The organism is Synechococcus sp. 65AY6A5, assembly GCF_002760415.1.
Taxonomy (GTDB): Bacteria; Cyanobacteriota; Cyanobacteriia; order Thermostichales; family Thermostichaceae; genus Thermostichus.
Genome location: NZ_AXUW01000001.1, coordinates 516887 through 538939, shown reverse-complemented (window position 1 = coordinate 538939; position 22053 = coordinate 516887). Strand labels below are relative to the sequence as shown.

Genomic DNA, 22053 nt, shown 5'->3' with positions numbered 1-22053 from the left:
AATGAGGAGCAGGGGAAGGAAGGGCCGTTCGCGTCTGGGATCCCGGCGGCAAGCTAAGACTTCCAGGGGGCTTTGACCAGATCCCAGGTGGGGCTATTCAAAGCCAAATCCATATCGCGAGCGAACACGGCAAAGCCGTCGTAGCCGTGGTAGGGGCCGGAGTAGTCCCAAGAGTGCATCTGGCGGAAGGGCAAAGCCATCTTTTGAAAGACGTACTTCTCCTTGATGCCGGAGGCGATGAGATCTGGCTTCAACCTCTTGGCAAATTCTTCAAACTCGTAGCCGGACACGTCATCGTAGATGAGGGTGCCGTCGTCGATGTACTGGGTGGTGCGCTTGTAGTCGTCGCCGTGGCCGAATTCGTAGCCGGTGGCAATCACCTCCATGCCCAGCTCCCGGAAGGCCGGGATGACGTGGCGGGGCCGCAGTCCGCCCACCATCAGCATCACCCGTTTGCCCTCGAGGCGGGGACGGTACTTGGCAATGATGGCCTCGCTCTGGGGCTTGTACTTGGCGATCACCTGCTCCGCCTTGGCCTGGATGGTCTCGTCAAACCGCTGGGCGATGGCCCGCAGCGACTTGGCAATTTGGGTGGGGCCAAAGAAGTTGAACTCCAGCCAGGGGATCCCGTAGGCTTCCTCCATGTGGCGGCAGATGTAGTTCATGGAGCGGTAGCAGTGGATGAGATTCAGCTTCACCCGAGGGGCAAGCAGCATCTCGTTCCAGGTGCCATCGCCGGAAAACTGGGTCACTACCCGCAGGCCCATCTCCTCCAGCAAAATCCGGGAAGACCAAGCGTCGCCGCCGATGTTGTAGTCCCCAATCAGGGCCACATCATAAGGGCCGGGCTCAAAGTTGAGGGATCCCTCCTTGGCTTTCTTGTCGGCAATGGGCAGAACCCAGTCCCGCACTGTATCGTTGGCGATGTGGTGGCCCAGGGACTGGGAGACCCCCCGAAAGCCTTCGCAGCGCACCGGTACCACCGGCTTGCCAATTTCTTTGGAAACTCTCTTGGCCACCGCCTCGATATCATCCCCAATTAGGCCAACGGGGCATTCGGACTGGATGGTAATGCCTTTGGCCAAGGGGAAGAGTTCGCTGGCTTCCACCAAGAGTTTGGCCAGTTTTTTGTCCCCCCCGAACACCACATCTCGCTCCTGAAAATCGGAGGTGAACTGCATGGTAACGAAGGTATCTACCCCGGTTGTGCCGACGTAGTAATTGCGCCTTCCCGACCAGGAGTAGTAGCCGCAGCCCACGGGGCCATGGCTGAGGTGGATCATGTCTTTGACCGGCCCCCACACCACCCCCTTGGAACCGGCATAGGCACAGCCGCGAGTGGTCATGACGCCGGGGATCGACTTGATGTTGGACTTTACTCCGCAATCCGTTTTGCCCTTGTCGTAGACGTTGAGGTGTTTGGCTCGCTTTTGCTTGGCCTTTTCCGGATAGGTTTCCAGAACTTCTGCAATAACTTTTCGGTTTTCCTCTTTGAGGGCGCTTTTTGGAGTAGTCATGGGAAGAGCCTCATCTACTGGATTTTTTTGAGAAAGAAACTAGGGGGAACCGAGGGCCGAGGGAGGAAGGGATCCACCCCCAGCCCATCTTTAAGTTCACACTGGGGCCAACTCTTTTTCGGTTTTGCCGATGAGGTGGGCGATTTTCTGGTCGTCGTCCAAAACGCCGAACTCTATCAACAACTGCTCCAGCTCATCCATAGAGATGGGGGTGGGGATCCTCAGATCCGTGTTGTTGATGATCTTTTTGGCCAAGGCCCGATACTCGTCAGCTTGGTTGCAGTCGGGGGAGTACTCGATCACCGTCATGCGGCGCAATTCTGCGTGCTGAACCACATTGTCGCGGGGGATGAAATGCAGCATTTTGGTGTTGAGCTTTTCGGCCAGAGCTTCGATCAGCTCGATCTCGCGATCCACTTTGCGGCTGTTGCAGATCAAGCCACCCAAGCGCACGCCGCCAGAGTAGGCGTATTTCAGCACGCCGCGGGCGATGTTGTTGGCCGCATACATGGCCATCATTTCGCCGGAGCAAACAATGTAGATCTCTTGGGCCTTGCCCTCCCGAATGGGCATGGCAAAACCGCCGCAGACCACGTCCCCCAGCACGTCGTAGCAGACAAAGTCCAGATCCTCGTAGGCACCGTTTTCTTCCAAGAAATTGATGGCGGTGATGATGCCTCGTCCGGCACAGCCAACACCAGGCTCGGGGCCACCAGACTCCACGCAGCGCACCCCTCGGTAGCCGGTGAGCACCACTTCTTCCAGCTCCACGTCTTCTACGGATCCCCGCTCAGCAGCCAGGTGAAGGACGGTGGTCTGGGCTTTGCAGTGCAACATGAGGCGGGTGGAATCGGCCTTCGGGTCGCAGCCGACGATCATGATCCGCTGCCCCAATTCGGCCATACCGGCAACGGTATTCTGACAGGTGGTGGATTTGCCGATACCGCCTTTGCCGTAGAATGCAATTTGTCTCATGGTTCAGTTCTCCTAATGAAGACTTGAGGAAAAACTTGAGGGCGACTTAAGGGTTAGAAATCTCTTGCCAATGGGCGCAACTGGTCGCATTAGCGAGACGGGATCCTTACTGCAAAGGATTTCAGCTCGCGGGAAGGCAGCCTTGGATCCCTTGGAATCCAAAAGCAAACCGGTCGAGCGGTGGGGCTCTCCCGAATCGAGGCAGGAGATGGGGGAAGCGACGGGGAGTAACAGTGGGGCAGATCATAGGGCTCTCAGGCTTATCGAGAATGGGCAACTAGAGGGCATGCACGGTTAACGTGGGCCACACCTGTTCTTGCAGGCGGGTTTCGATGAGCAACCGCAGCGTGTTTTGCTGGCTGGGGCAGGCGGCGCAGGATCCCTTGAGGCGCACCCACACCTGATCCCCTTCCAGGTCGTACAGCTCCACATCGCCGCCATCGGCCAACAGCAGCGGGCGAACTTCCTCCTCCAGGACGGCCTGAATGCGGGCGATCTTTTGCAAGGTGGTGAGGGGAGGGGGTGTCGCTGTTGCCGAGACAGGAGGGGGAGCAGCAGGAGAGGGCTCTGTCTGGTTTTGGGAGTTCCCTTTTGAATTTCTTGAATCTTCTGAAGGGGTTGCGTCAGTCTCGGCCAGAACGGCGGCGATCAGGTCTTCAATCTGGGCCAGGCAGGAACCACAGCCACCACCCGCTTTGCTGTAGGCTGTTACTTCCTCAGCGGAGGTGAGGTGGTTTTCCCGGATCAGGCGGCGGATCTTCTGCTCGCTGACGCCAAAGCAGGAGCAGACCAAAGCGCTGTCATCATCCGTGTGGTCAGGCAGAGGAAGGCCGCGATAGCTGTAGATGGCTGCCTCCAGAGCCTCTTGCCCCATCACCGAGCAGTGCATCTTGGCGGGGGGCAGGCCGCCTAGGTAGTCAGCGATTTGGCGGTTGTCGATCCGCAGGGCTTCATCCAGAGTGAGGCCGGTGATCAGCTCCGTCAGAGCCGAGGAAGAGGCGATGGCGCTGGTGCAGCCGAAGGTTTGGAAGCTGGCAGCTAAAATCCGCTCGCTAGCCTCGTCCACCTTTAAGTAGAGCCGCAGGGCATCGCCGCAGGTGATGCTGCCCACTTCTCCCACCACCACCCGAACACCGGGCTCGGAGCTGGGATCCATCGCCCCTTGGTTTTTGGGGTGGTAGAAGAGTTCCAAAACTTTTTCGCTGTAGTCCCACATGGCTGGATCCTGAGTTGAGGATGCTAACGGTCGAGGGAAGATGAGTTTGAGGGGGGTCAGCGGCGAGCCAGTTCCCGTTCCTGCTGTTGCAGCCAGTCTTCCGCCTCGTGGCTGAAGGGGGAGATGGCCCGCAAATGCTCAATGATCCCCGGCAAAACCTCCAGCACCCGCTCCACCTCTGCCGGCTGGGTAAAGCGGGAGAGGCTGAAGCGGATTGAGCCGTGCAAAACGGTGTAGGGCAGGCGCATGGCCCGCAGCACATGGGAGGGTTCCAGGGATCCGGAAGTGCAGGCGGAGCCGGAGGAGGCGCAGATGCCGTATTTGTTCAGCCAGAAGAGGATCGCTTCCCCTTCCACGAACTTGAAGCCCAAGTTGGTGGTGTTGGGCAGCCGCTGAGTGGGGTGGCCGTTAACCTGGACATCCGGGATCCGCTGTAGCAAGCCCTGCTCCAAGCGATCCCGCAGCAGCCGCTCATGGGGATCCCCGAGGTGGGCTTGGGCCAGCTCAGCCGCTTTGCCCAGAGCGATGATGCCCGGCACATTTTCCGTCCCGGCGCGGCGGCCTCGCTCCTGATGCCCTCCCAGCAGCAACGGACGGAAGCGCAAGCCCCGCCGCACATAGAGAGCGCCGATCCCCTTGGGGGCATGCAGCTTGTGCCCGGAAAGGGTGAGGAGATCCACCGGCAGGCGCTGCAGATCGAGAGGGATCTTGCCCACCGCCTGTACTGCGTCCACATGGACAACAGCCCCATAGCTGCGAGCCAGGGATCCCACCGCCTCGATGGGGAAAAGCACGCCCGTCTCGTTGTTGGCGGCCATGCAGCTCACCAGGGCAGTATCGCCGGTCAGGGCTGCTTCCAACTCCAGCAAGTCCAGGCAGCCTTGCTCATCCACCGAGAGGTAGGTGACGCGGTAGCCTTGTTTTTCCAGGTGCTTGCAGACGTTGAGCACCGAGGCGTGCTCTACCTGCGTGGTGATGATGTGGCGCTTCTGGGGTTGGGCTGCCAAGGCTGCATAAATGGCCGTGGTGTTGCCTTCGGTGCCGCCACTGGTGAAGACAATCTCCGTCGGGTCGGCTCCCAGAAGGGCTGCCACCTGTTCGCGGGCTTGGTTGAGGGCACGCCCCACCTGGCCGCCAAAACTGTGCATCGAGGAGGGGTTGCCGTAGAAGGTCTGCAAATAGGGCAGCATCGCCTCCAGAACCAGGGGATCCACGGCGGTGGTGGCGTTGTTGTCCAGGTAGATCACGGGGTTCATACAGGCTCCGAATCGATACAAGGTAGGGGTTGGGCAACGTTAAACGGCTTGCGGAGCGTGGGAATGGCACTGCTTTGGGCAAATGCGAGCGCAAGCCTGACAGCCGATGCAGAGGGCGGCATTGAGGATGGTCATCACTTTGCGCTCACTTTCTTCTTCCTCTTCGTTGTCGACAAACTCGCCGTCTTCGTTGAGGGCTCTGAGGGCAAACACACCACGGCCACAGACTTTGAGGCAACGGCTACAGCCGAGGCAGCGGCTGATATCCAGGCTTTCGATAAACTGTGGGATCCAGGGCAGTCCGCCTTTGGTGAGAGCAGTTACAGTAGCCATGGCCGCGTCTCCAAAAGATGAGGTCTCAAGATCGGGAAGATTTGCTGTCCAAGGTCTGGTTGACCAACCAGGTGCGGTAAAACTTGAGGGCCACCGTTTCAATGAGGTCGTAGTCTTCCACCACTTCGATGCCGGCCTCGCGGATGCGCTTCATGGGGCAATCGCCGATCTTGGAGACCAATACAGCTCGGCAATCCCGGATGAGATCCAGAATTTGCTCTAGGTTGTTGTCCTCGCCGGATCCCCCGTGGCAGTACTGCGGAACCTTGCGGTGGCCGACAAACTGCGCCCCACGGGCGTTGACCTCGTAGATCAAAAACTCCCGCGCATGGCCGAAGTGGCGATTGACCAGGCCGCCGCCTTTGCTGGCTACGGCCACCAGGATGGAGGGGCTGTCGGGAGGCAGGTCGGCTGTCCAGTGGGTTGGGGTTGACTGCTGCTGAGCTTGCAGTTGGGCAATGCTTGCCTGGACCTGGCGGCGTTTTTCGGGGTCGTATTCGGGGGTCATCTGCATAAAGCGCTCCTTGGTAAACTCTTGGCTGCGGTCTTCCCCCAGAAGGCCCACCGCGTCCGCCCGACACTGGCGACAGTGGCGCATCATCCGCATGTTGCCGGAGCACCGATCTTGCAGGGCTTTCAACTCCTGAGGGGTGGGGCCCCGCTGGCCGATGAGGCCGAAGTAGGTGCCGTGTTCAGGCGCCGAGATCAGGGGCATGATGTTGTGCAAGAAAGCCCCTTTCTCCTGGATCACCCGGTTCACTTCCAAGAGGTGGGTGTCGTTGATGCCGGGAATGAGAACGGAGTTGACTTTGCAGAGGATGTCTGCCTCCCGCAGCAGATCCAGGCTTTCCATCTGCCGTTCGTGCAGGATGCGGGCTGCCTCCACCCCTCGAATGCGCTTGCGCCGCCAGCGGATCCAGGGGTAGATCTTGGCTCCGATCTCTGGATCCACCATGTTGATGGTCAGGGTGACGTGGTCGATGTTCAGCCGTTTGATCTCGTCGATGTAGTCCGGCAACATCAGGCCGTTGGTGGAAAGGCAAAGCTTGAGATCCGGAGCTTTCTCGGCGATGCGGGCAAAGGTTTCGAAGGTTTGCTTGGGGTTGGCCAAGGGATCCCCAGGCCCAGCAATGCCCACCACCGTCAGTTGCGGGATCTTGCCGGCAATCACCAGCACTTTGTGGGCGGCTTCCGCCGGGGTCAGCAGCTCGCTGACCACACCGGGCCGGCTCTCGTTGGCACAGTCGAACTTGCGGTTGCAGTAGTTGCACTGGATGTTGCAGGCGGGGGCTACCGCCACGTGCATGCGGGCGTAGTGATGGTGAGCTGCTTCGCTGTAGCAGGGATGGGTGGCGATGCGTTGCTGCAGATGAGGGGGGAGAGCCTGGCGGGGGCTGCTGCTGCAAGCGCAGGCCGATGGGGAAGGGGATCCCTGGCGGGGCGGAGTTGAAAGGGGCGGCATAGTGGGGTCAACCAGGGGATAGAACGTTACTGGCGGTTATATCAACCGCCCTCTGCCCGCTCCGTTGCACTCAGCCCGGTAGAACTGATCGAGTTTATTGGCTTTGTACTCAAGACCTGCAAAGCCTGATGGCAGGCCAAATCCAACTTTTTTTAGGGGTCAAGGGTCTGGTTTTTCAAGGCCGGGGATGCCGTATTTTGACCCAAAGGGGCGGGGGATCCGGCTGTGGGGAGGATCCCCGGAATCCCTGATTCGACAAGGGCTTGGGGCAATGCTTAGGAAATACTAAAAATCTGCTCAGATGCACTCAAGCGCCGCAGCCTCGGCTGCGTTTTGCATCAATTGCTACGATTTAATATCGTATCAGCCCAAAAGTGTATTGAAAATAGCCGTTTGAGTTTGAGGAAAGATCCCCCTGGGGCAAAGTCCTCGCCAAGGAAGTGAAGACTATTGCGGCGGCAGGCCGTCGGACTTTCTTGTTGTGACAGGGGGGATGTACTCGCTCAAATACCCATACCCTTCCCCAAAAATACCGGATCCCTGCGGGCAAAAGACTCAACCCCCTGCCCTCAGAAAAACTTTTTTTGCCCTCTGGGCCAAGCTTCCAGGGTTTGAGTACATCGGCAATAACTCAATCAATCCTGATCGCCCGCTGCCAAGCCTGAGCCCCTGCAGCCGCTTGCTATAAGCGGGGGATATAAGCGGGGGAACAGAAACCCAACGGTTCTGCCCTCTGCTGAGACTCCCTCCTGCTTCCCAACCGGTGAGCTTATGTCCCCCCTTGTTTCTCCCCCACCGAAAACGGCTGAAGTGCTGCAGGTGCCCCGTTGCGATCGCTGGCGGATTCTCTACCGTCTGCAGGAGCTGGATTTGACCTGTGGCTGTACCCCGACCGGCCAACTGTGGGTGATGATTCGCACCCCCACCGAAGCCCTCCTCGTCCACAGTGTGCTCCGCCTTTTCGCCCTTGACCGCTCTGGCTGGCTGAATTGGTTGGATCGCTGCTGGTCTCTCCAAACCTGGGATCCCCCTGAGAGATCTGCAGGAGGGGATGACCACCCCTGAACCTCTGCCGTTTGCCTCCTTGCTTCTCCTGTTCACCTCGTTTTGGTAGCGCCAATGAGCACTCCATCCCCCTCGACTCGCTCCTTCCAACAAGTCCGAGACAACCCCGTTCACCTGGGACGGGAGATCACGGTTCCCATCTGCGAGGGCCTCAACCTAGTTTGGGCCAGTCTTCAGGGGCTGTATTTGCAGTATCTGAAGCACCATCTGGTTGTCGAAGGAGCAGAGTTCTACTCAATTCACCAATTTTTCAACGAAAGTCTACAGGAAGTTCAGAACCACGCCCATGAGGTGGGGGAGCGCCTGAACGGCCTGGGTGGGATCCCGGCCTCCAGCTTTGCCAAGCTGGCGGAGCTGTGCTGCTTCAGCTCAGAAGGGGACGATGCATTGGCTGTGCGGCCCATGCTGGAAGCGGATTTGCGGGCCGAGCAAAGCCTAATCGATCTGCTGCGTCGCCAGGCGGCTCTGGCGGAAAGTGTTGGGGATCGCGCCACCCGTCACCTCTACGAGCAGATTTTGCTGCGGACGGAAGAACGGGCCTTTCACCTGGCCCACTTTCTGGCTGCCGACAGCTTGGTTTTGGGCTTGTCCCCATCCTAGCTTGCCCATCTACGCCCACCCCTCGTTTTGGGAGACTCTGCCATGCTTACCCCCGATCGGGCGCCGCTGCTGCAGTTTTTGCAAGTTGAGCTTGGGATCCCGGAATCCGCCCTCACCTTCGCCCTGAAACGGCATGGGTGTGAACAGGGCCCTTTGCCCATGATTCTTTGGCATTACGGGCTGATTTCCTTGGAGCAACTGGAGCAGATTTTTGAATGGTGTGCTCCCCCTCCTCTTGTTACCAATTCTACCCATTCGGAGGTTTAAGCCATGACTTATCCCTACCCTTCTCTTCCCTTTCCCAGAGTCGGCAACCCTTTGGGATGGCTCGGCCTGGTTTTGAACTCAATTTTCAGATCCGCCCTGAAGTGGCCGCGCCGCTGGCTCAACAGCATTGAAATTCGGGGATCCCGGCAGGCCCGTTGGATTTGTCGTTTGATCCCGGCTTCCTGTCCCTTTGAGCGGGATATCCGACTGGGATCCCGCACCGTCCACATTCCGGCCCTCTGTCGCATCAACCCCCTCTACGAGGAGATCATCGCCCTGCGGCTACGGGCGGCGGCTTATCTGGCCGAAGCTGCGGCTCAACCCCAGCCCCCCTCTTCTCAGGAGATCCCATCATGCCCATGATCAGCCGGACTAAAGTGGCGGAGCTGCTCAACGAGACCGCCTGCGAGCACAACCACAAGAAAGACGGCAAAGGCAAAAACAAAGTCTGTGCCGAGCAAGCCAAGCCAGGAGGAGCGCAGGGAGGCTGTGCCTTTGACGGGGCTTCGATTGCCCTGGTGCCGATCGCCGATGCCGCCCATCTAGTACATGGGCCAATCGCCTGCAGCGGCAACTCTTGGGGGACGCGGGGCAGCCTCTCTTCTGGCCCCCAGCTTTATCGGGTGGGCTTCACCACCGATCTGAGCGAGAACGAGATCATCTTCGGGGGGGAGGAAAAGCTGTTCCAGGCCATCCTTGACTTGCAGGCCAAATACCAGCCTGCCGCCATTTTTGTCTATCTCACTTGTGTAACTGCCCTCATTGGCGACGATGTGGAGGCCGTGTGTCAGCGGGCCAGCCGCCAGCTTGGGATCCCGGTCATTCCGGTGAATGCGCCCGGCTTTGTGGGCAGCAAAAACCTAGGCAACCGTCTGGCCGGAGAAGCCCTGCTGGACTATGTGATCGGCACCGCCTCCCCGGAGTACACCACTCCCCGCGACATTAACCTCATCGGCGAGTACAACATTGCCGGCGAGCTGTGGGATGTCTTGCCTCTGTTTGACGAGCTGGGGATCCGCATCTTGGCCAAGATCACCGGCGATGGCCGCTACCGCGAGATCTGTACCGCCCACCGGGCCAAGCTGAACGTCCTCATCTGCGCCAAAGCCCTGCTCAATGTGGGCCGCAAGATGCAGGAGCGCTATGGGATCCCCTACATTGAGGCTTCCTTTTACGGGCTGCAGGAGATGAACCACTGCCTACGGGCCATTGCCCAAGGGCTGAAGGATCCGCAACTGCAGGAGCGTACCGAGGCCCTCATCGAGCGGGAAACTCGCGCCACCGAGGCGGCTTTGGCCCCCTACCGGCAGCGGCTGGCGGGCAAACGAGTTGTCCTTTATACCGGCGGGGTGAAAAGTTGGTCGATCATCTCCGCCGCTCGAGATCTGGGGATGCAGGTAACGGCCACCAGCACCCGCAAAAGCACCGAAGAAGACAAAGCCCGCATCCGCGAGCTGCTTGGCCAGGATGGCATTCTCTTGGACAAGGGCAGCCCGCAAGAGCTGCTCAAGGTGGTGGAGCGCACGAAAGCGGACTTGCTCATCGCCGGCGGACGCAACCAGTACACCGCCCTCAAGGCCCGCATCCCCTTTCTGGACATCAACCAGGAGCGGCACCATGCCTATGCCGGCTATCGCGGCCTGGTGAACTTGGCGCGGGAGATCGATGCCGCCCTCCACAGCCCCATCTGGGAGCAGTTGCGACGGCCTGCCCCCTGGGAGACTCCAGCCGAAGAGGAGGTGGGATGATGGCCCAGCTCATCCAAGAACGCAAGCCTCTCAGCGTCAACCCCCTCAAACTCAGCGCTCCGCTGGGAGCGGCCCTGGCCTTTCTGGGGATCAAGGGCTGTCTGCCCCTCTTCCACGGTTCCCAAGGCTGTACGGCCTTTGCCAAAGCGCTGCTGGTACGTCATTTCCGCGAGGCCATTCCCATGTCCACCACTGCCATGTCCGAAGTGGACACCATCTTGGGGGGGGAGGAGAATGTCGAAGCTGCCATCCTCACCTTGGTGGAGAAGGCCCAGCCGGAGCTGATTGGTCTTCTGACCACCGGCCTCACGGAAACCCGCGGGGACGATATGCCGCGCATCCTGCGGGAGCTGCGCCGACGCCAGCCGCAATTGCAGGATCTGCCCATCGTCTTGGCCTCCACGCCTGACTTTAAGGGATCCCTGCAAGACGGCTATGCCATCGCCGTCAACAGCTTGGTCAGCACCCTGCCGGAATCGCCGTCGGGATCCGTCCGCCCTGCCCAGGTAACGGTGCTGTGCGGGCCTGCCCTCACCCCTGCCGACGCCCAGGAGATCAAAGAAATGGCAGAGGCTTTTGGCCTAGAGCCGATCCTGGTGCCGGATCCCGCGGGTTCCCTGGACGGACACTTGGGCACCGGCTTTAGGGCGACCCCAGACGGCGGCACCACCCTTGAGCAATTGCGCCAGCTCGGGCGATCCGGCCTCACCATAGCTGTCGGCGAGAGCATGCGCCCTGCCGCTCAGATCCTGGCCCACCGCTTTGGCACCCCCTATCGGGTTTTCCCCCACCTGACCGGTCTCAAGGCTGTGGATCCCTTTTTGGCAACCTTGGCCGATCACAGCCAGCAGCCGGTGCCCTCTCGCTACCGCCGCCAGCGCAGCCAACTCCAGGATGCCCTCCTGGATTGCCACTTTTTCTTCGGCAACCAGCGGATTGCCTTGGCCCTAGAAGCCGATCTGCTCTGGGGGTGGGTGGACTGGCTGCTGGATATGGGCTGTCAGATCCAGGCGGCCATCAGTCCCACACCGGATCCCCACTTGACCACCCTTCCCATTGAGGCAGTGCGGGTGGGAGATCTGGGGGATCTGGAGGAGCTGGCACCCGGGGCCGACCTGCTGGTGGGCAACTCCCACGTGGCGCGCCTGGGCAAGCGGCTGGGGATCCCGGTGCATCGGATGGGGATCCCCATCTTCGACCGGCTGGGGGCCAACCACCTCTGTCAGGTGGGCTATCGCGGCACCCTATCCCAACTGTTTGCCGTCGGCAACCTGCTGATGGAGCAGGAGGAAGCCCGTCACCCCAGCCCACCCCAGGTTTCTAGGCAGGGATTCTAAGGGATCCAGAGCTTCGAAGGGCAGCCCAAGTGCCCCTAGCTCCCCCAAACCCTCAAGTTCACGTTTCTAAGGAGAACCCTCATGCAAGTGGCCTTTACAACCCGCGACGGCAAGCACGTCAATGCCCACTTTGGCTGGGCCAACCAGATCGACCTCTACGAAGTCACCCCCGAAGGCTACCGATTTTGTAAGACCCTCACCTTTGGGGGCAACTTGGAGGCAGATGGCAACGAGGACAAGCTGGTGCCCAAGCTGCAGGCTTTGGCCGATGTCACCCTCATCTACGTGGCTGCCATTGGCAGCAGTGCCGCCGCCCGCCTGATCAACCGCCGCATCACCCCCATCAAAGTGCAGTCGGAGGAAGAACCCATCGAGAGCTTGCTGCAGCGCCTGGTATCCACCCTGCACAACCCTCCCCCCTGGCTGCGCAAAGTGCTCTTGGCCGAGCGCGCCCGCAAAGCCGAAGCCCCAAATCCCTCTACTTCCCCTGCGGAGGTTTAGCCATGACGGTTACCCCTCTTTCCCCCTCGACCAGCCCCATCTTGCAAGAGATCGTTCGCCAGATGCGGGCGGCGGATCCCTACGGCACCTACCGCGCCTGGAGTGATGAGTTGCTGCTCAAGCCCTTTGTCGTCACCAAAGCCCAGAAGCGCCAAATATCCCTGGAAGGGGAGGTGGATCCGGCAGTGCGGAGCCGCATCCTCATCTACTACCGCGCCATTGCCGCCCTGATCGAAAAGGAGACGGGCCTCCTGGCTCAGGTGGTGCTGGATCTCAACAGTGAAGGTTTTGGTTGGGTGCTGGTCTTCTCGGGGCGGCTGTTGTTGGTGGTCAACACCCTGCGAGACGCCCATCGCTTCGGTTTCGAGTCTCTCGAACAGCTCACTGAAAAAGCTACTGCCCTTATCGACAAAGGGATCCAACTGGCCCGAACCTACCCCGAGGTGGGCCGGCTGTAGCCGCCTGCCTCCCCTTTTGTCTGTGCAGCAATTTCTTTAGCCATCAGGAGTGCCTTGCCCATGTTGAATGAGAGGGATGTTGAAAATGTTGTGAACGACCTGGCTTTCGAGCCCTTCGAACACCTCTCTGCCGACCAGCTCCGCAGCGAGATCAAGCGCCTAAACAGCAAAGCAGGCCAACTGAAAATGGATCTGCACGATCTGGCCGAGGGGCTACCCGACGGGTTCGAGCGACTCCCCGACTTGGCAGCCCGCACCTATGCCCTGTTTGCCCGGCTGCACACCCTCAGACAACGCTTGAAAACCCTGGAGACCTGCCGATGAGTTGGAACCGCAACCGCCGTTGGAAAGACTTCCAAGCCCTAGTCAATGCCGAAGATTATTTCGCTTTTTTCGAGCTCCCCTACGATCCGCGGGTGGTCAATGTAAATCGCTTGCATATCCTACGCAAATTCGCTCAGTATCTGGCTCCTCTGGAGCACTTCCAGGGCAGCGAAGAAGAATGGCTGGAGCAAGCCCGGCAAGCGCTGGAAAAAGCGTATCAAACCTTTCTCACTTCTACCCCGCAGCAGGAGAAGCTCTTCCGAGTCTTTCAAGACTATGGTTGTCCGGATCCCGTTGGCGGCTGTGCCGGCTGCAGCTCTTCGGGAGAGCGGGGCGAATGCAGCCCTGGGATCCCTGCCTAAGCTCCCTTGTTTACCCCTCGTCAACTCTCTGGAGATCTCATCATGGCTACCTACACAGTTCACTTGGTTAACCCAAAACGACGGCTCGACACCTATATCTCAGTAGATGAAGATTCAACCATCCTAGAAGCGGCTGAGGATCAAGATGTGGATTTGCCCTCTTCCTGCCGCTCCGGTAGTTGTTCCTCTTGCGTGGCCAAAGTGGTAGAAGGAGAAGTCGATCAATCGGAGCAAACCTTTCTGGATGAGGAGCAAATAGCCAAAGGATTTGTGCTGCTCTGCGTGGCTAAACCTCGCTCCAATTGTACGATTCGCACTCACCAGGAAGCTTACTTGGTTTGATAGACGGCTGCTCTCCAGTTGCTCGCCGATAGGCTTAAGCAGCCTTTTTTCTATTTTTTTCTAGAATTAGGGATCCCTATATGTTGGCACCGCCCACCGTCCCTAAGATCTCAATAACCATATCTCCTCTCCAACTCATGAAGGTTGGAGAAGAAGGTCGCATCTACCAACTGCGCGGATCCGAAGCTGCTTGCGCCCAATTGCAGCAAATGGGTCTCACTCCAGGTACCTATCTCCAGGTTATCCAACGTCACCCTGAGTGGATCCTACTCCTACCCAGTGGCCAACTTTCCCTTCCTGCTCATTTAGCTAAACCCATCTGGGTTTACATGGATCCCCGTTGCGCCTTGATGTCTACCCAAGAACCGAATAAGAAAACAATCTTAAATTTGCCAAGAGCCTTCTAAAATGTAGTCTATTTACCCAATTTTTAACTTGCAATGAGAGACACTCAAGGTAAGCACATCTCTTCATAACCTATCTTGATTTGGGAGCAAAGCCATGAACACCTGTTTGTTGCACCTGGGCTCCATCCTTAAAGCTGCTGAAGAGCTTAGCCTTGTGGAAAAGCCATTTCCCAAGTTGCAACACATCCAACTCTGCACAGGACTAAGCCCAGAGGAAATCGTGCGGGCGCTGGAGCTAGAACCCAATCCCTTGGGTTGGCATCTGGAGCCAAGCCACAACCTGGCCGATGAATCGACGTATTGGGTGGGCGGACGACCTTGTGTCGGCTTGGTTATTGAGCGTTTTGCCTGACACTTGTTGCAGTTCGGATCCCTAAAAGGCTCTCAAGGGGGGAGGAGTAGCCTGCAAAGCCATCTCAAAAGTTCACTGCAAACATTAGAAGTTAAGAGAAAACAAAGCTTTCCAGAAGGTTCACCCTAGACCAAATCTCCCTGGCCTGCCGGGGATCTTTTGAGGTATCGTTCAATCCAGTTCACGAATTGAGCTTAGGAAACAGACCTTAAACTAAGGTCTCTCGCCGGGCTGCCACGGCTTTGCGAGGAAGGTCTCCATGGCCGGGTTTAGGGTTTTGCAGATGCGATAGCAGGCGTGAACAAAGGAGAGCTACAGGGAAACGCTATGGAGTTCGAGGGCTATGGCTTATCAAATCTCAGGGAATTGTATCGGTTGCAACGCTTGCGTAGATAGCTGTCCTACAAAAGCTATTGTTGTCCAGGATGGGGAATACTGGATTAATCCTCTGTTGTGCAATGACTGCGAAGGTTTCTTCCCAGAACCTCAGTGCGTTAGCCTGTGTCCCGGTTCTGCCCCGCAGCCTTATGAAGCCATGAAGGGGCGCAACCGCACGGTCACGGCCCGCATTCGCAGCAGTCCACCTCTATTTTTGAACGGCCATAGCCAGGCTTTTGCTTCATCGATTGTGGTTTGGGAAGCCTGCAATTTCCTATCTCAATTTCAATCTCTCAATCTTCAGAAGCAGGGAGACAACCAGGTTTGCTATCAGAAATCTGTTGGCCACAACCAGGGATCCCTGACCCTAACTCTATGTTTGGACGGGATCCCACAAAGTGCTCCGATCGATGTGCGAACTGCCTGTTTGCATCTTATTTTTGCTGCCTATGCCGCCGGGTTGGATAGCCCCTGGAAGGAATCCTTTGTTTTCACCGACTCACAATTGGAGTCCTATTTGGGCTGGGATAAACGTAAAGATCTGAGCAAGATGACCCGTCTCCACCTGTTCATGACCTGGATAGAGCAGCTCTGTCGGATTCAAGTCTCCATCGATTGGCCGGATCAGGGGCGGGTGAAGGGGTTTTCGGTACCGGCTGGCCCTCTGTGGAGGCTGCTCAAGATGCATCGCCACTTTCAAAAAGATGAGCAGGGCTGCAACCATCTGGTGGGCCTGACTTGGGCGATTCAGCCCGGCGAATGGACACGGTACTTTCTCAATCGACAAGGGTGCCGCCAGGGGCAAGCCTTTTATCAGTACAGCAGCCTGCCCCTATCCCTGCTGCAGGCCGTGATGAGCCATTGGCAACACCATGAAGGAGCCATGCGCCTGCTGCTGTGGCTGTTGTTCAAAGTGAGGATGGGGCGGCAACAGCGTCTGACGGTGCCCACCCTGATGCGAGTGGCCTACGGGGAAGAGCGACTGCAGGAAGCTTATCTCAATCTCCAAGAACGCAAACGGCTGGTGCGCACCTTTGAAAGCGATCTGGAGGTTCTCAACCACTACGGCCTCAAGCCGGAGTTCGATCCCCTCACCTATCCTTCTTCCATTCAACCCCTGTGGGCTCGCCTGGAAGCTGTGCCCGAGGATGCGGACGAGGCATTGAACTTTTGGATTGAAGATGCCAACAACGGTGGCTTGCTGACGGCTGCCGGGCCGCGGGGCAAGTGGGGACTCTTGATGCAGGCTCGCATTCAACGATTTCATCTGCCCTCCGACTGGCATCGTCGAGTAGTTCAAGAAGCCAGATCCCCAACCCGAGAATCGGGATCTCGGCGGCAGCGTAGGGCAAAGTCTGCGCCTGTTGCAACAGACTCGGATCTCCCTGGCCCTCCCGAAAACCCAAAAGACTTCCCCTCAAGCAAAGCTTTGCGTGGAGCGGATATCTCGGCGGCACGCCGGCAAAAGGGAATCAGCCAGCGGGAATTGGCCCAGAGGCTGGGGCGCAGCCAGAGCTGGGTGCGGGATGTAGAGAATGGGCGGCTTCGGATCAGCCTAAACGATCGCCAGCGCCTTATCAAAGCCCTGTATTTGGATCCCAGGCAACAGCAAGTCTAGGCCAGTCACTCAATTTGCTAATCCACCACTAATCCACGGCGATGACCACATCCGAGGCTTTGATGGCAGCATACGCTTCTTTCCCAACTGCTATGCCCAACCGTTCGGCAGAGTGCTTAGAAATAATGGCTGTTATTTCTATGCCTGGTGCAACTTCCAGAACAATTTCGGCATTGACCATGCCTACCTGGACACTTTTTACAGTTCCTTTAAACAAGTTGCGAGTGCTGATTTGCATGACTTCTCCTTTGTTGAACAAGCAGAGCAACAGGGGTGTTGACCGAACTGAACAAGAGAGGAGCTTGCCGGATGGTCATTCAACACCGGTTTCAATACTATCAGATGCTTATCGTTGCCTCTGGGGAGGAAGGGCTGCCAATAGTCTAGATTATGTATCCTGAAGATACAAACTGCAACCTCTAATGGTCAAAGTACCGAGCGATTGGTGGATTTTCCTGTTCTGAGAGTTGTCACGGGTCAAAGAAAAATGGCTATGAAACGAAGAACTGCAATGTTATTCCTAGGGATCCTGGCCGCCCTGGCTTTGAGGTGGGGGTCGGCTCCCGGCTTGGCACAATCTCAGCCCATTTTGGTGGGGGCTGCGGTGAGCTTGCAACCGGCTTTAACGGAAATCGACCGGTTGTTCACCGCCCGCTATCCCGACATCAAGGTTGAGTACAACTTCGCCAATTCCGGCTCTCTCCAGCAACAGGTGGAGCAGGGGGCTCCTTTGGACGTGGTATTTTTCGCAGCCGCCTCTTTTATGGACGCCCTTGCCAAGCAAAACCTGCTAGTGGAGGGATCCCGGCGAGATCTTCTCAGCAACCGCATGGCTTTAATTGTGCCTGCCAATGCCAGAACCAAGGTTCAGGATTTTGCCGACTTGGTGGCGGAAGAGATCCGGGTTCTGTCCATTGGGGATCTGCAGGCCATGCCCGCCGGACGCTACGCCCAGGAAATTCTCACCGAGGCGGGGGTGTTTGAGACGCTGCGGCCCAAGATGGTGTTTGCCAGCACGGTGCGGGAAATTTTGACGGCGGTGGAGCAGGGCAATGCCGACGCCGGGATCCTGTTTACCTCGGATGCTCAGCTTTCGGATCGGGTGCGGGTGGTGGCTACGGCGGATCCCATTACGCCAATTATCTACCCGGTGGCATTGGTGCGCGATACTCCCGCCGGACAGTCTTACTTGGAGTTTTTAACCTCAGAAGAAGCAGCAGAGGTGTTTGTGAAGTACGGCTTTATCCGCCTGTGAGGGATCCCTCTGCAATGGCGCGGATGAGTTACTCCAAATGAGCGACTACGACCTATCCCCGCTTTGGATCTCCCTACGGATTGCCGGCTTGGCCACGGGCATCACCTTTGGGGTGGGGACGCTGGCAGCTTATGGGATGTTGCACTACCGAGGTCGCTGGCGCTCTCTCATCGAGGCCCTCTTGTTGGCGCCGCTGGTGTTGCCGCCCACCATGGTGGGGTTCCTATTGTTGCTGCTGTTTGGCCGGCGAACCCTTCTGGGACAACTTTTGGCCTCGCTGAACTTGTCGGTCATCTTCACCTGGTATGCCGGGGTGATCACGGCAGCGGTGGTGGCCTTGCCCCTGATGTACCGCACGGCCCTGGGAGCTTTCCAGCAGATTGACCCGACGCTGGTGGCGGCAGCCCGCACGCTGGGGGCAAGTAGGGCCAAGATTTTTACGCAGGTGCTGATCCCTTTGGCCTTACCAGGGATCCTAGCGGGGGTTACCCTCAGTTTTGCTCGCGCTCTGGGGGAGTTTGGCGCCACCTTGATGCTGGCAGGCAACATCCCAGGCCGCACGCAAACCCTGTCCATGGCCATCTTCTTTGCCGTTCAGGCGGGGGACATGCGGGGGGCGGCCATCAGCTCGGCCCTGGTCTTGGGGTTGTCCTTGGGGGTGATGACGGCAGTTAACCTTTGGTTTCAGCGACGGCCCTGGCAGCGACCTCCCTCTCGTCCTCTACAGGTTCTCACCAGAAGGGATCTGGATTTCTCAACTCCGGCCCCCCGCCTCTGGGTAGACATTGACAAGAAGCTGCCCCAATTTGAGCTGCAGGCGCAACTGAGCTGCGACGGGCGACCCCTGGGCTTGCTGGGGGCCTCTGGATCCGGCAAAAGCCTACTTTTGCGCTGCATTGCCGGGATCGAAACCCCGGATGGTGGGCGCATTTTGCTCAACGAGCGGGCGTTGTTTGACGCCGAACAGGGGATCCGGCTGCCCCCCGCTCAGCGGCGGGTGGGGGTGATCTTCCAAAACTACGCTCTGTTTCCCCATCTCACCGTCGCCCAGAACATCGCTTTTGGGATCCCTGCGGGCTTGAGCGAAGCGGAAAAACAGGAGCGGATCCAGGCCCAGCTGCGGTTGGTCAAGCTGAAGGGCTGGGAAAACCGCTATCCCACGGAGCTCTCCGGAGGACAGCAGCAGCGGGTGGCCCTGGCGCGAGCCTTGGCTTCTGAGCCGGAGATCTTGCTGCTGGATGAGCCTTTTTCTGCTTTGGATGCCCACCTGCGCAGCCAACTGGAGCAGGAGATGGGGGAAATCCTAGCGGGCTACAAGGGAGTCACGCTTTTGGTAACCCACAACATTGAGGAAGCCTTCCGCCTCTGCGGGGATCTGGCTGTAATGGAGCAGGGGCGAATCATTGCCCAGGGGGACAAGCGTCAGCTATTTGAGGCTCCCCCCTGCCTTAGTGTGGCGCAACTGACGGGTTGCAAAAACATCTCGCGGGCCAAGCTCCTGGGCCCTCAACGGGTGCTGGCCTTGGATTGGGGCTGTGAGCTGCAGGTACAGGGATCCCCAGCGGGAGAATACATCGCCATCCGCGCCCACCACCTCACCTTCAGGCCCGACGGGAAGCTGCCCAACACGTTTCCGGCTTGGCTGGTGAAGTGGAGCGAGACCCCCCACCGACTGACTCTCTTCTTTAGGCTGGGCGGTCCTCCTGCCCACCGCCAGGACTATCACCTGCAAGCTGAGGTGTGGCGGGAGCGCTGGCGCGAGGTGGAGACTTGGGGATCCCCCTGGTGGCTACAGTTGGATCCCCGGCATCTGAGGGTGTTTTGAGTCTGGAGCCCAGGAGTCAGGTGGGCTCGCCCAAGCGGTAGCCCCGCGGGGTAATCAGCCGCTCCCCATGGCGAAAGGTCTGAGAGTTGCCGATAAGAACCAGGGTGAGCATGTCCACCTCCTCTGGATCCAGCTCCCCTAGGGTGGTGAGGTGGAGAGTTTCGCCAGGGCGGTAGAGGTTGCGGGCCAAAGCCACAGGGGTATGGGCGGGCCGGGCCTGCAAAAAGATCTGCAGAGCCTTGAGGAAGGGATCCACCCGCTGCCGGGAGCGGGGGTTGTAGAGGGCCACCACAAAGTCCGCCTGGGCAGCCGCCTGCAGGCGTTTTTCGATCACCGGCCAAGGGGTAAGCAGATCCGAGAGGGAAATGGCGCAGAAGTCGTGCATCAGCGGAGCCCCCAGCCGGGCAGCAGCCGCCTGGAAGGCAGAGATCCCCGGCAGCACCTCCAGAGAAGGGCGGATCCCATCCCAGCCAGAGCGGACCAAGCACTCCAGCACCAAGCCCGCCATGCCGTAAATGCCGGCATCCCCCGAAGAAATCACCGCCACCTTCAGCCCCTGCTGCGCCCAAGCAATCGCCCGTTCGGCTCGCTGCAGCTCTTGGGTAATGGGAGAGGCCTCCCGGATTTGGCCGGGGTGCAAAAGGGGATCCACCAGATCCAGATAAAGCTGGTAGCCAACAACCACATCGGCCTGAGTTAAAGCCATACGGGCAGCCAAAGTCAATTGACCCAGATCCCCAGGACCAGTGCCGATGAGCCAGAGGTGGCCGCTGCGAGGGGAATACTCCTGCGCCGCGCGGGCAATGGCCAGGGTACAGGCCCCTTCGGTTTTCGAGGTGAAGACCTGCTTGGGGCAGAGGAGGGTTGCTCCCCCAAAGGGCTCTACCTTCTCCGCAACACAGGATGGCCTCTCAGGAACCTTGTCACCTCTTCCCCAAGTCTGACAAGTCTGAGCTGCCAAGAGGGCAGCCGCCTCGGCTACGGAGGGAGTGCCCACCGCCTGCCGCACCGCCTCCGAAGGGTGGGGCACTGGGATCCCAGCCAAAGCCTCTGCCGAGAAAAACTCAATGGGCCAGCCATAGGCTTGGGCCAGCTCCAAAAGACCCGGCTCGTCTTGCTTGAGCTCTAGGGTGGCCAGGCCGGCAATGGCCTCGAACGCCAGCCCCTGGGCCTGCAGCAGGCGGCGCAGGGATCCCTCTAGCCAAGCGCGGGTGGTGCCCCGCTCGCAGCCCACCCCCACCCACAGCACCCGCGGATGCCAGTGCACGGTTGGGATCCCCGTGGCAGGGGAGAGGTATTCCCCAATCCAGATCTGGGCAACGGGATGGGGAGGAGAGGAGGCCACTAGGGGATGATCTGCCGGCCAAGCTTGTCGCCAAAGCCGCGTGCCGCAGGTCTGGTGAACGGCCACCGGCTCTCCCCGCGTCAAGGCGGCTGCCACCCCGTTCCAATCTCCAGCGCCCCGCCGCCAGCCGTAGGGATCCCCCAGCAAATCCAAAGGCGGGATCCCCAGCCCCTCGGAAGCAGAGGTGAGAACCGGCTGGGCTCCCAAGGTAGCGGCCACCTGCCGCGCCAGGGCATCGGCCCCCCCCACATGTCCCCCGCACAGGCTAATAGCCCAGCGACCGGCTTCGTCCACCACCACCACCGCTGGATCCCGCTGCTTGTCCTGCAAGAGGGGGGCAATGAGCCGCACCACCGACCCTGCGGCCAAGATGAAGAGACAGCCCTGCACCTGGGGCCAGGTTTGGGCAACGGCTTCTGCTAGGGAGCCTGGCGCTGTGGGATCCTTGGGATCCCCGTAGGCTTGCCAGGGGGAGGGCAGCCCCTGCGGGTCAGCTTTGCTCCAGCAGCTCACCTCCTTGCCCAAGAGCGGGATCAGAGAGTTGGCCAACCGGCGGGCGCGCGGGCTGGGGGCAAACAGAGCAAGCTTCATCGAGCGTGGGCCAAGGCTAGGATTCTCCCCGGATCCTATACTGGACATAGAGCCACCCGCGAAGGGACAAGTGCCGATGGTCATCCCACCTGGACTGATGCTGCCCCTAATCCCCCTGGAGGTTTTGCTCTCCACGAAGGGGCTGATGTTTTTGCTGCTATCGGCCTATGGGGGGGCCATGTGGACATTCTTAAGCGGCGCCCCCCGCGTCCACACCATCATCGTGCCGGACTTGGAGCAGGCCAGAGGGTTTTACGAGAAGGTGTTGAAACTGCCGGAAGCGGAGCTGCCCCTGCAGTACTACTACGGCTACGAGCAGAGCATGGTCGGCTACAGCCTAGGATCCCCCTCATCCAAGCCTACGCCCGCATCTACCCCACCCTGTTCAAGCCGCTAGAGGCCATGCCGGAGCCGCTGCGGCAGCACATCCGCTACCCCCAAGATCTCTTCCGGGTGCAGGTGCAGCAATTTGCCACTTACCACATGACGGATCCCCGTGTTTTCTACAACCGGGAAGAC

25 protein-coding genes are annotated in these 22053 nt (G+C 59.1%); 17 read left to right on the top strand and 8 right to left on the bottom strand.

Translation table 11 applies throughout. The features are described 5' to 3' along the window. Window positions 1–53: 53 nt before the first annotated feature. The 6 genes from nifD to nifB form a co-directional block, all read right to left on the bottom strand. Window positions 54–1517 carry a nitrogenase molybdenum-iron protein alpha chain gene (gene nifD / locus SYN65AY6A5_RS02455; protein WP_099813105.1) on the bottom strand — a complete coding sequence of 488 codons (1464 nt, stop codon included), beginning with the start codon at window positions 1515–1517 and terminating at the stop codon, window positions 54–56. Between the two features lie 96 nt (window positions 1518–1613). Then, window positions 1614–2492 carry a nitrogenase iron protein gene (gene nifH, locus SYN65AY6A5_RS02450; protein ID WP_011430651.1) on the bottom strand — a complete coding sequence of 293 codons (879 nt, stop codon included), beginning with the start codon at window positions 2490–2492 and terminating at the stop codon, window positions 1614–1616. A gap of 277 nt (window positions 2493–2769) precedes the next feature. Continuing rightward, a complete protein-coding gene (gene nifU, locus SYN65AY6A5_RS02445) occupies window positions 2770–3708 on the bottom strand; it encodes a Fe-S cluster assembly protein NifU (RefSeq protein WP_099813104.1) in 939 nt (312 codons plus the stop codon). 56 nt (window positions 3709–3764) lie between these two features. Beyond that, window positions 3765–4964: a cysteine desulfurase NifS gene (gene nifS, locus SYN65AY6A5_RS02440; RefSeq protein WP_041438416.1), complete on the bottom strand. Its 1200-nt coding sequence runs from the start codon at window positions 4962–4964 to the stop codon at window positions 3765–3767. A gap of 39 nt (window positions 4965–5003) precedes the next feature. Then, a complete protein-coding gene (gene fdxB, locus SYN65AY6A5_RS02435) occupies window positions 5004–5297 on the bottom strand; it encodes a ferredoxin III, nif-specific (RefSeq protein ID WP_011432079.1) in 294 nt (97 codons plus the stop codon). Between the two features lie 25 nt (window positions 5298–5322). Then, entirely contained in the window at window positions 5323–6759 is a 1437-nt protein-coding gene (gene nifB, locus SYN65AY6A5_RS02430; RefSeq protein ID WP_099883839.1) for a nitrogenase cofactor biosynthesis protein NifB, read from the bottom strand. A 771-nt stretch (window positions 6760–7530) separates the two neighbouring features. On the opposite strand from nifB, the gene SYN65AY6A5_RS02425 reads away from it, so the two are divergent. The 14 genes from SYN65AY6A5_RS02425 to SYN65AY6A5_RS02360 all read left to right on the top strand — a co-directional run bounded on the left by SYN65AY6A5_RS02425 (window position 7531) and on the right by SYN65AY6A5_RS02360 (window position 16518). Next, window positions 7531–7824 (top strand): Asr1405/Asl0597 family protein, encoded by a 294-nt coding sequence (locus SYN65AY6A5_RS02425; RefSeq protein ID WP_011430657.1) that lies wholly within the window; start codon window positions 7531–7533, stop codon window positions 7822–7824. A gap of 54 nt (window positions 7825–7878) precedes the next feature. After that, window positions 7879–8424, top strand: coding sequence for a ferritin-like domain-containing protein (locus tag SYN65AY6A5_RS02420; protein WP_099883837.1), 546 nt, complete (start codon window positions 7879–7881; stop codon window positions 8422–8424). Between the two features lie 42 nt (window positions 8425–8466). Next, complete coding sequence (locus tag SYN65AY6A5_RS02415; RefSeq protein ID WP_011430659.1) at window positions 8467–8691, top strand: DUF2949 domain-containing protein; 225 nt, start codon at window positions 8467–8469, stop codon at window positions 8689–8691. 3 nt (window positions 8692–8694) lie between these two features. Beyond that, window positions 8695–9054, top strand: coding sequence for a Mo-dependent nitrogenase C-terminal domain-containing protein (locus SYN65AY6A5_RS02410; protein ID WP_011430660.1), 360 nt, complete (start codon window positions 8695–8697; stop codon window positions 9052–9054). Beyond that, window positions 9045–10439, top strand: a complete 1395-nt coding sequence (nifE, locus tag SYN65AY6A5_RS02405) for a nitrogenase iron-molybdenum cofactor biosynthesis protein NifE (protein ID WP_099883835.1) — start codon at window positions 9045–9047, stop codon at window positions 10437–10439. Before SYN65AY6A5_RS02410 ends, nifE begins: the two co-directional genes overlap by 10 nt. Then, the gene (gene nifN / locus SYN65AY6A5_RS02400; RefSeq protein WP_240530968.1) at window positions 10436–11776 is read left to right on the top strand and encodes a nitrogenase iron-molybdenum cofactor biosynthesis protein NifN; all 1341 of its coding nucleotides are present in this window, start codon (window positions 10436–10438) and stop codon (window positions 11774–11776) included. Before nifE ends, nifN begins: the two co-directional genes overlap by 4 nt. Window positions 11777–11857: 81 nt before the next feature. After that, entirely contained in the window at window positions 11858–12277 is a 420-nt protein-coding gene (gene nifX / locus SYN65AY6A5_RS02395; protein WP_099883834.1) for a nitrogen fixation protein NifX, read from the top strand. 2 nt (window positions 12278–12279) lie between these two features. After that, a complete protein-coding gene (locus SYN65AY6A5_RS02390; protein ID WP_099813098.1) occupies window positions 12280–12735 on the top strand; it encodes a NifX-associated nitrogen fixation protein in 456 nt (151 codons plus the stop codon). A 90-nt stretch (window positions 12736–12825) separates the two neighbouring features. Continuing rightward, a complete protein-coding gene (locus SYN65AY6A5_RS02385) occupies window positions 12826–13059 on the top strand; it encodes a CCE_0567 family metalloprotein (RefSeq protein WP_240527856.1) in 234 nt (77 codons plus the stop codon). Continuing rightward, a complete protein-coding gene (gene nifW, locus SYN65AY6A5_RS02380; protein WP_099883832.1) occupies window positions 13056–13421 on the top strand; it encodes a nitrogenase-stabilizing/protective protein NifW in 366 nt (121 codons plus the stop codon). The genes SYN65AY6A5_RS02385 and nifW overlap by 4 nt, the downstream gene beginning before the upstream one ends. Before the next feature lie 42 nt (window positions 13422–13463). Continuing rightward, entirely contained in the window at window positions 13464–13763 is a 300-nt protein-coding gene (locus tag SYN65AY6A5_RS02375; RefSeq protein ID WP_099813376.1) for a 2Fe-2S iron-sulfur cluster-binding protein, read from the top strand. Between the two features lie 80 nt (window positions 13764–13843). Continuing rightward, window positions 13844–14170, top strand: a complete 327-nt coding sequence (locus tag SYN65AY6A5_RS02370; RefSeq protein WP_099883830.1) for a ferrous iron transport protein A — start codon at window positions 13844–13846, stop codon at window positions 14168–14170. A 94-nt stretch (window positions 14171–14264) separates the two neighbouring features. Beyond that, a complete protein-coding gene (locus tag SYN65AY6A5_RS02365; RefSeq protein WP_011432066.1) occupies window positions 14265–14522 on the top strand; it encodes a hypothetical protein in 258 nt (85 codons plus the stop codon). 343 nt (window positions 14523–14865) lie between these two features. Further along, entirely contained in the window at window positions 14866–16518 is a 1653-nt protein-coding gene (locus SYN65AY6A5_RS02360; protein WP_099883828.1) for a helix-turn-helix domain-containing protein, read from the top strand. A 28-nt stretch (window positions 16519–16546) separates the two neighbouring features. Here the strand turns inward: SYN65AY6A5_RS02360 and SYN65AY6A5_RS02355 are convergent, their stop codons facing one another. Next, window positions 16547–16756 carry a molybdopterin-binding protein gene (locus SYN65AY6A5_RS02355; protein WP_099813094.1) on the bottom strand — a complete coding sequence of 70 codons (210 nt, stop codon included), beginning with the start codon at window positions 16754–16756 and terminating at the stop codon, window positions 16547–16549. A 273-nt stretch (window positions 16757–17029) separates the two neighbouring features. On the opposite strand from SYN65AY6A5_RS02355, the gene modA reads away from it, so the two are divergent. Both modA and modB read left to right on the top strand, forming a co-directional pair. Beyond that, window positions 17030–17773: a molybdate ABC transporter substrate-binding protein gene (modA, locus tag SYN65AY6A5_RS02350; RefSeq protein ID WP_240530967.1), complete on the top strand. Its 744-nt coding sequence runs from the start codon at window positions 17030–17032 to the stop codon at window positions 17771–17773. Between the two features lie 37 nt (window positions 17774–17810). Beyond that, window positions 17811–19598: a molybdate ABC transporter permease subunit gene (modB, locus tag SYN65AY6A5_RS02345; protein ID WP_099883824.1), complete on the top strand. Its 1788-nt coding sequence runs from the start codon at window positions 17811–17813 to the stop codon at window positions 19596–19598. 16 nt (window positions 19599–19614) lie between these two features. Here modB and cobJ read toward each other — a convergent pair whose 3' ends face one another. Then, the gene (cobJ, locus tag SYN65AY6A5_RS02340; protein WP_099883822.1) at window positions 19615–21534 is read right to left on the bottom strand and encodes a precorrin-3B C(17)-methyltransferase; all 1920 of its coding nucleotides are present in this window, start codon (window positions 21532–21534) and stop codon (window positions 19615–19617) included. A 76-nt stretch (window positions 21535–21610) separates the two neighbouring features. Here cobJ and SYN65AY6A5_RS14275 point away from each other — a divergent pair, with 76 nt between their 5' ends. Then, window positions 21611–21931 (top strand): hypothetical protein, encoded by a 321-nt coding sequence (locus SYN65AY6A5_RS14275; protein WP_346426182.1) that lies wholly within the window; start codon window positions 21611–21613, stop codon window positions 21929–21931. Window positions 21932–22053 lie beyond the last annotated feature (122 nt).

Excerpts from the sequence above, each read along its gene's own strand:
- fdxB (WP_011432079.1), bottom strand. The coding sequence starts at position 5,297 with ATGGCTACTGTAACTGCTCTCACCAAAGGCGGACTGCCCTGGATCCCA.
- nifE (WP_099883835.1), top strand. The coding sequence starts at position 9,045 with ATGCCCATGATCAGCCGGACTAAAGTGGCGGAGCTGCTCAACGAGACC.
- nifX (WP_099883834.1), top strand. The coding sequence starts at position 11,858 with ATGCAAGTGGCCTTTACAACCCGCGACGGCAAGCACGTCAATGCCCAC.
- modB (WP_099883824.1), top strand. The coding sequence starts at position 17,811 with ATGAGCGACTACGACCTATCCCCGCTTTGGATCTCCCTACGGATTGCC.
- SYN65AY6A5_RS02425 (WP_011430657.1), top strand. The coding sequence starts at position 7,531 with ATGTCCCCCCTTGTTTCTCCCCCACCGAAAACGGCTGAAGTGCTGCAG.
- nifH (WP_011430651.1), bottom strand. The coding sequence starts at position 2,492 with ATGAGACAAATTGCATTCTACGGCAAAGGCGGTATCGGCAAATCCACC.
- SYN65AY6A5_RS02355 (WP_099813094.1), bottom strand. The coding sequence starts at position 16,756 with ATGCAAATCAGCACTCGCAACTTGTTTAAAGGAACTGTAAAAAGTGTC.
- SYN65AY6A5_RS02420 (WP_099883837.1), top strand. The coding sequence starts at position 7,879 with ATGAGCACTCCATCCCCCTCGACTCGCTCCTTCCAACAAGTCCGAGAC.
- cobJ (WP_099883822.1), bottom strand. The coding sequence starts at position 21,534 with ATGAAGCTTGCTCTGTTTGCCCCCAGCCCGCGCGCCCGCCGGTTGGCC.
- nifN (WP_240530968.1), top strand. The coding sequence starts at position 10,436 with ATGATGGCCCAGCTCATCCAAGAACGCAAGCCTCTCAGCGTCAACCCC.
- SYN65AY6A5_RS02375 (WP_099813376.1), top strand. The coding sequence starts at position 13,464 with ATGGCTACCTACACAGTTCACTTGGTTAACCCAAAACGACGGCTCGAC.
- SYN65AY6A5_RS02365 (WP_011432066.1), top strand. The coding sequence starts at position 14,265 with ATGAACACCTGTTTGTTGCACCTGGGCTCCATCCTTAAAGCTGCTGAA.
- nifS (WP_041438416.1), bottom strand. The coding sequence starts at position 4,964 with ATGAACCCCGTGATCTACCTGGACAACAACGCCACCACCGCCGTGGAT.
- nifD (WP_099813105.1), bottom strand. The coding sequence starts at position 1,517 with ATGACTACTCCAAAAAGCGCCCTCAAAGAGGAAAACCGAAAAGTTATT.
- nifU (WP_099813104.1), bottom strand. The coding sequence starts at position 3,708 with ATGTGGGACTACAGCGAAAAAGTTTTGGAACTCTTCTACCACCCCAAA.
- nifW (WP_099883832.1), top strand. The coding sequence starts at position 13,056 with ATGAGTTGGAACCGCAACCGCCGTTGGAAAGACTTCCAAGCCCTAGTC.
- modA (WP_240530967.1), top strand. The coding sequence starts at position 17,030 with ATGTTATTCCTAGGGATCCTGGCCGCCCTGGCTTTGAGGTGGGGGTCG.
- SYN65AY6A5_RS02370 (WP_099883830.1), top strand. The coding sequence starts at position 13,844 with ATGTTGGCACCGCCCACCGTCCCTAAGATCTCAATAACCATATCTCCT.
- nifB (WP_099883839.1), bottom strand. The coding sequence starts at position 6,759 with ATGCCGCCCCTTTCAACTCCGCCCCGCCAGGGATCCCCTTCCCCATCG.
- SYN65AY6A5_RS02360 (WP_099883828.1), top strand. The coding sequence starts at position 14,866 with ATGGCTTATCAAATCTCAGGGAATTGTATCGGTTGCAACGCTTGCGTA.
- SYN65AY6A5_RS14275 (WP_346426182.1), top strand. The coding sequence starts at position 21,611 with ATGGTCATCCCACCTGGACTGATGCTGCCCCTAATCCCCCTGGAGGTT.
- SYN65AY6A5_RS02390 (WP_099813098.1), top strand. The coding sequence starts at position 12,280 with ATGACGGTTACCCCTCTTTCCCCCTCGACCAGCCCCATCTTGCAAGAG.
- SYN65AY6A5_RS02415 (WP_011430659.1), top strand. The coding sequence starts at position 8,467 with ATGCTTACCCCCGATCGGGCGCCGCTGCTGCAGTTTTTGCAAGTTGAG.
- SYN65AY6A5_RS02410 (WP_011430660.1), top strand. The coding sequence starts at position 8,695 with ATGACTTATCCCTACCCTTCTCTTCCCTTTCCCAGAGTCGGCAACCCT.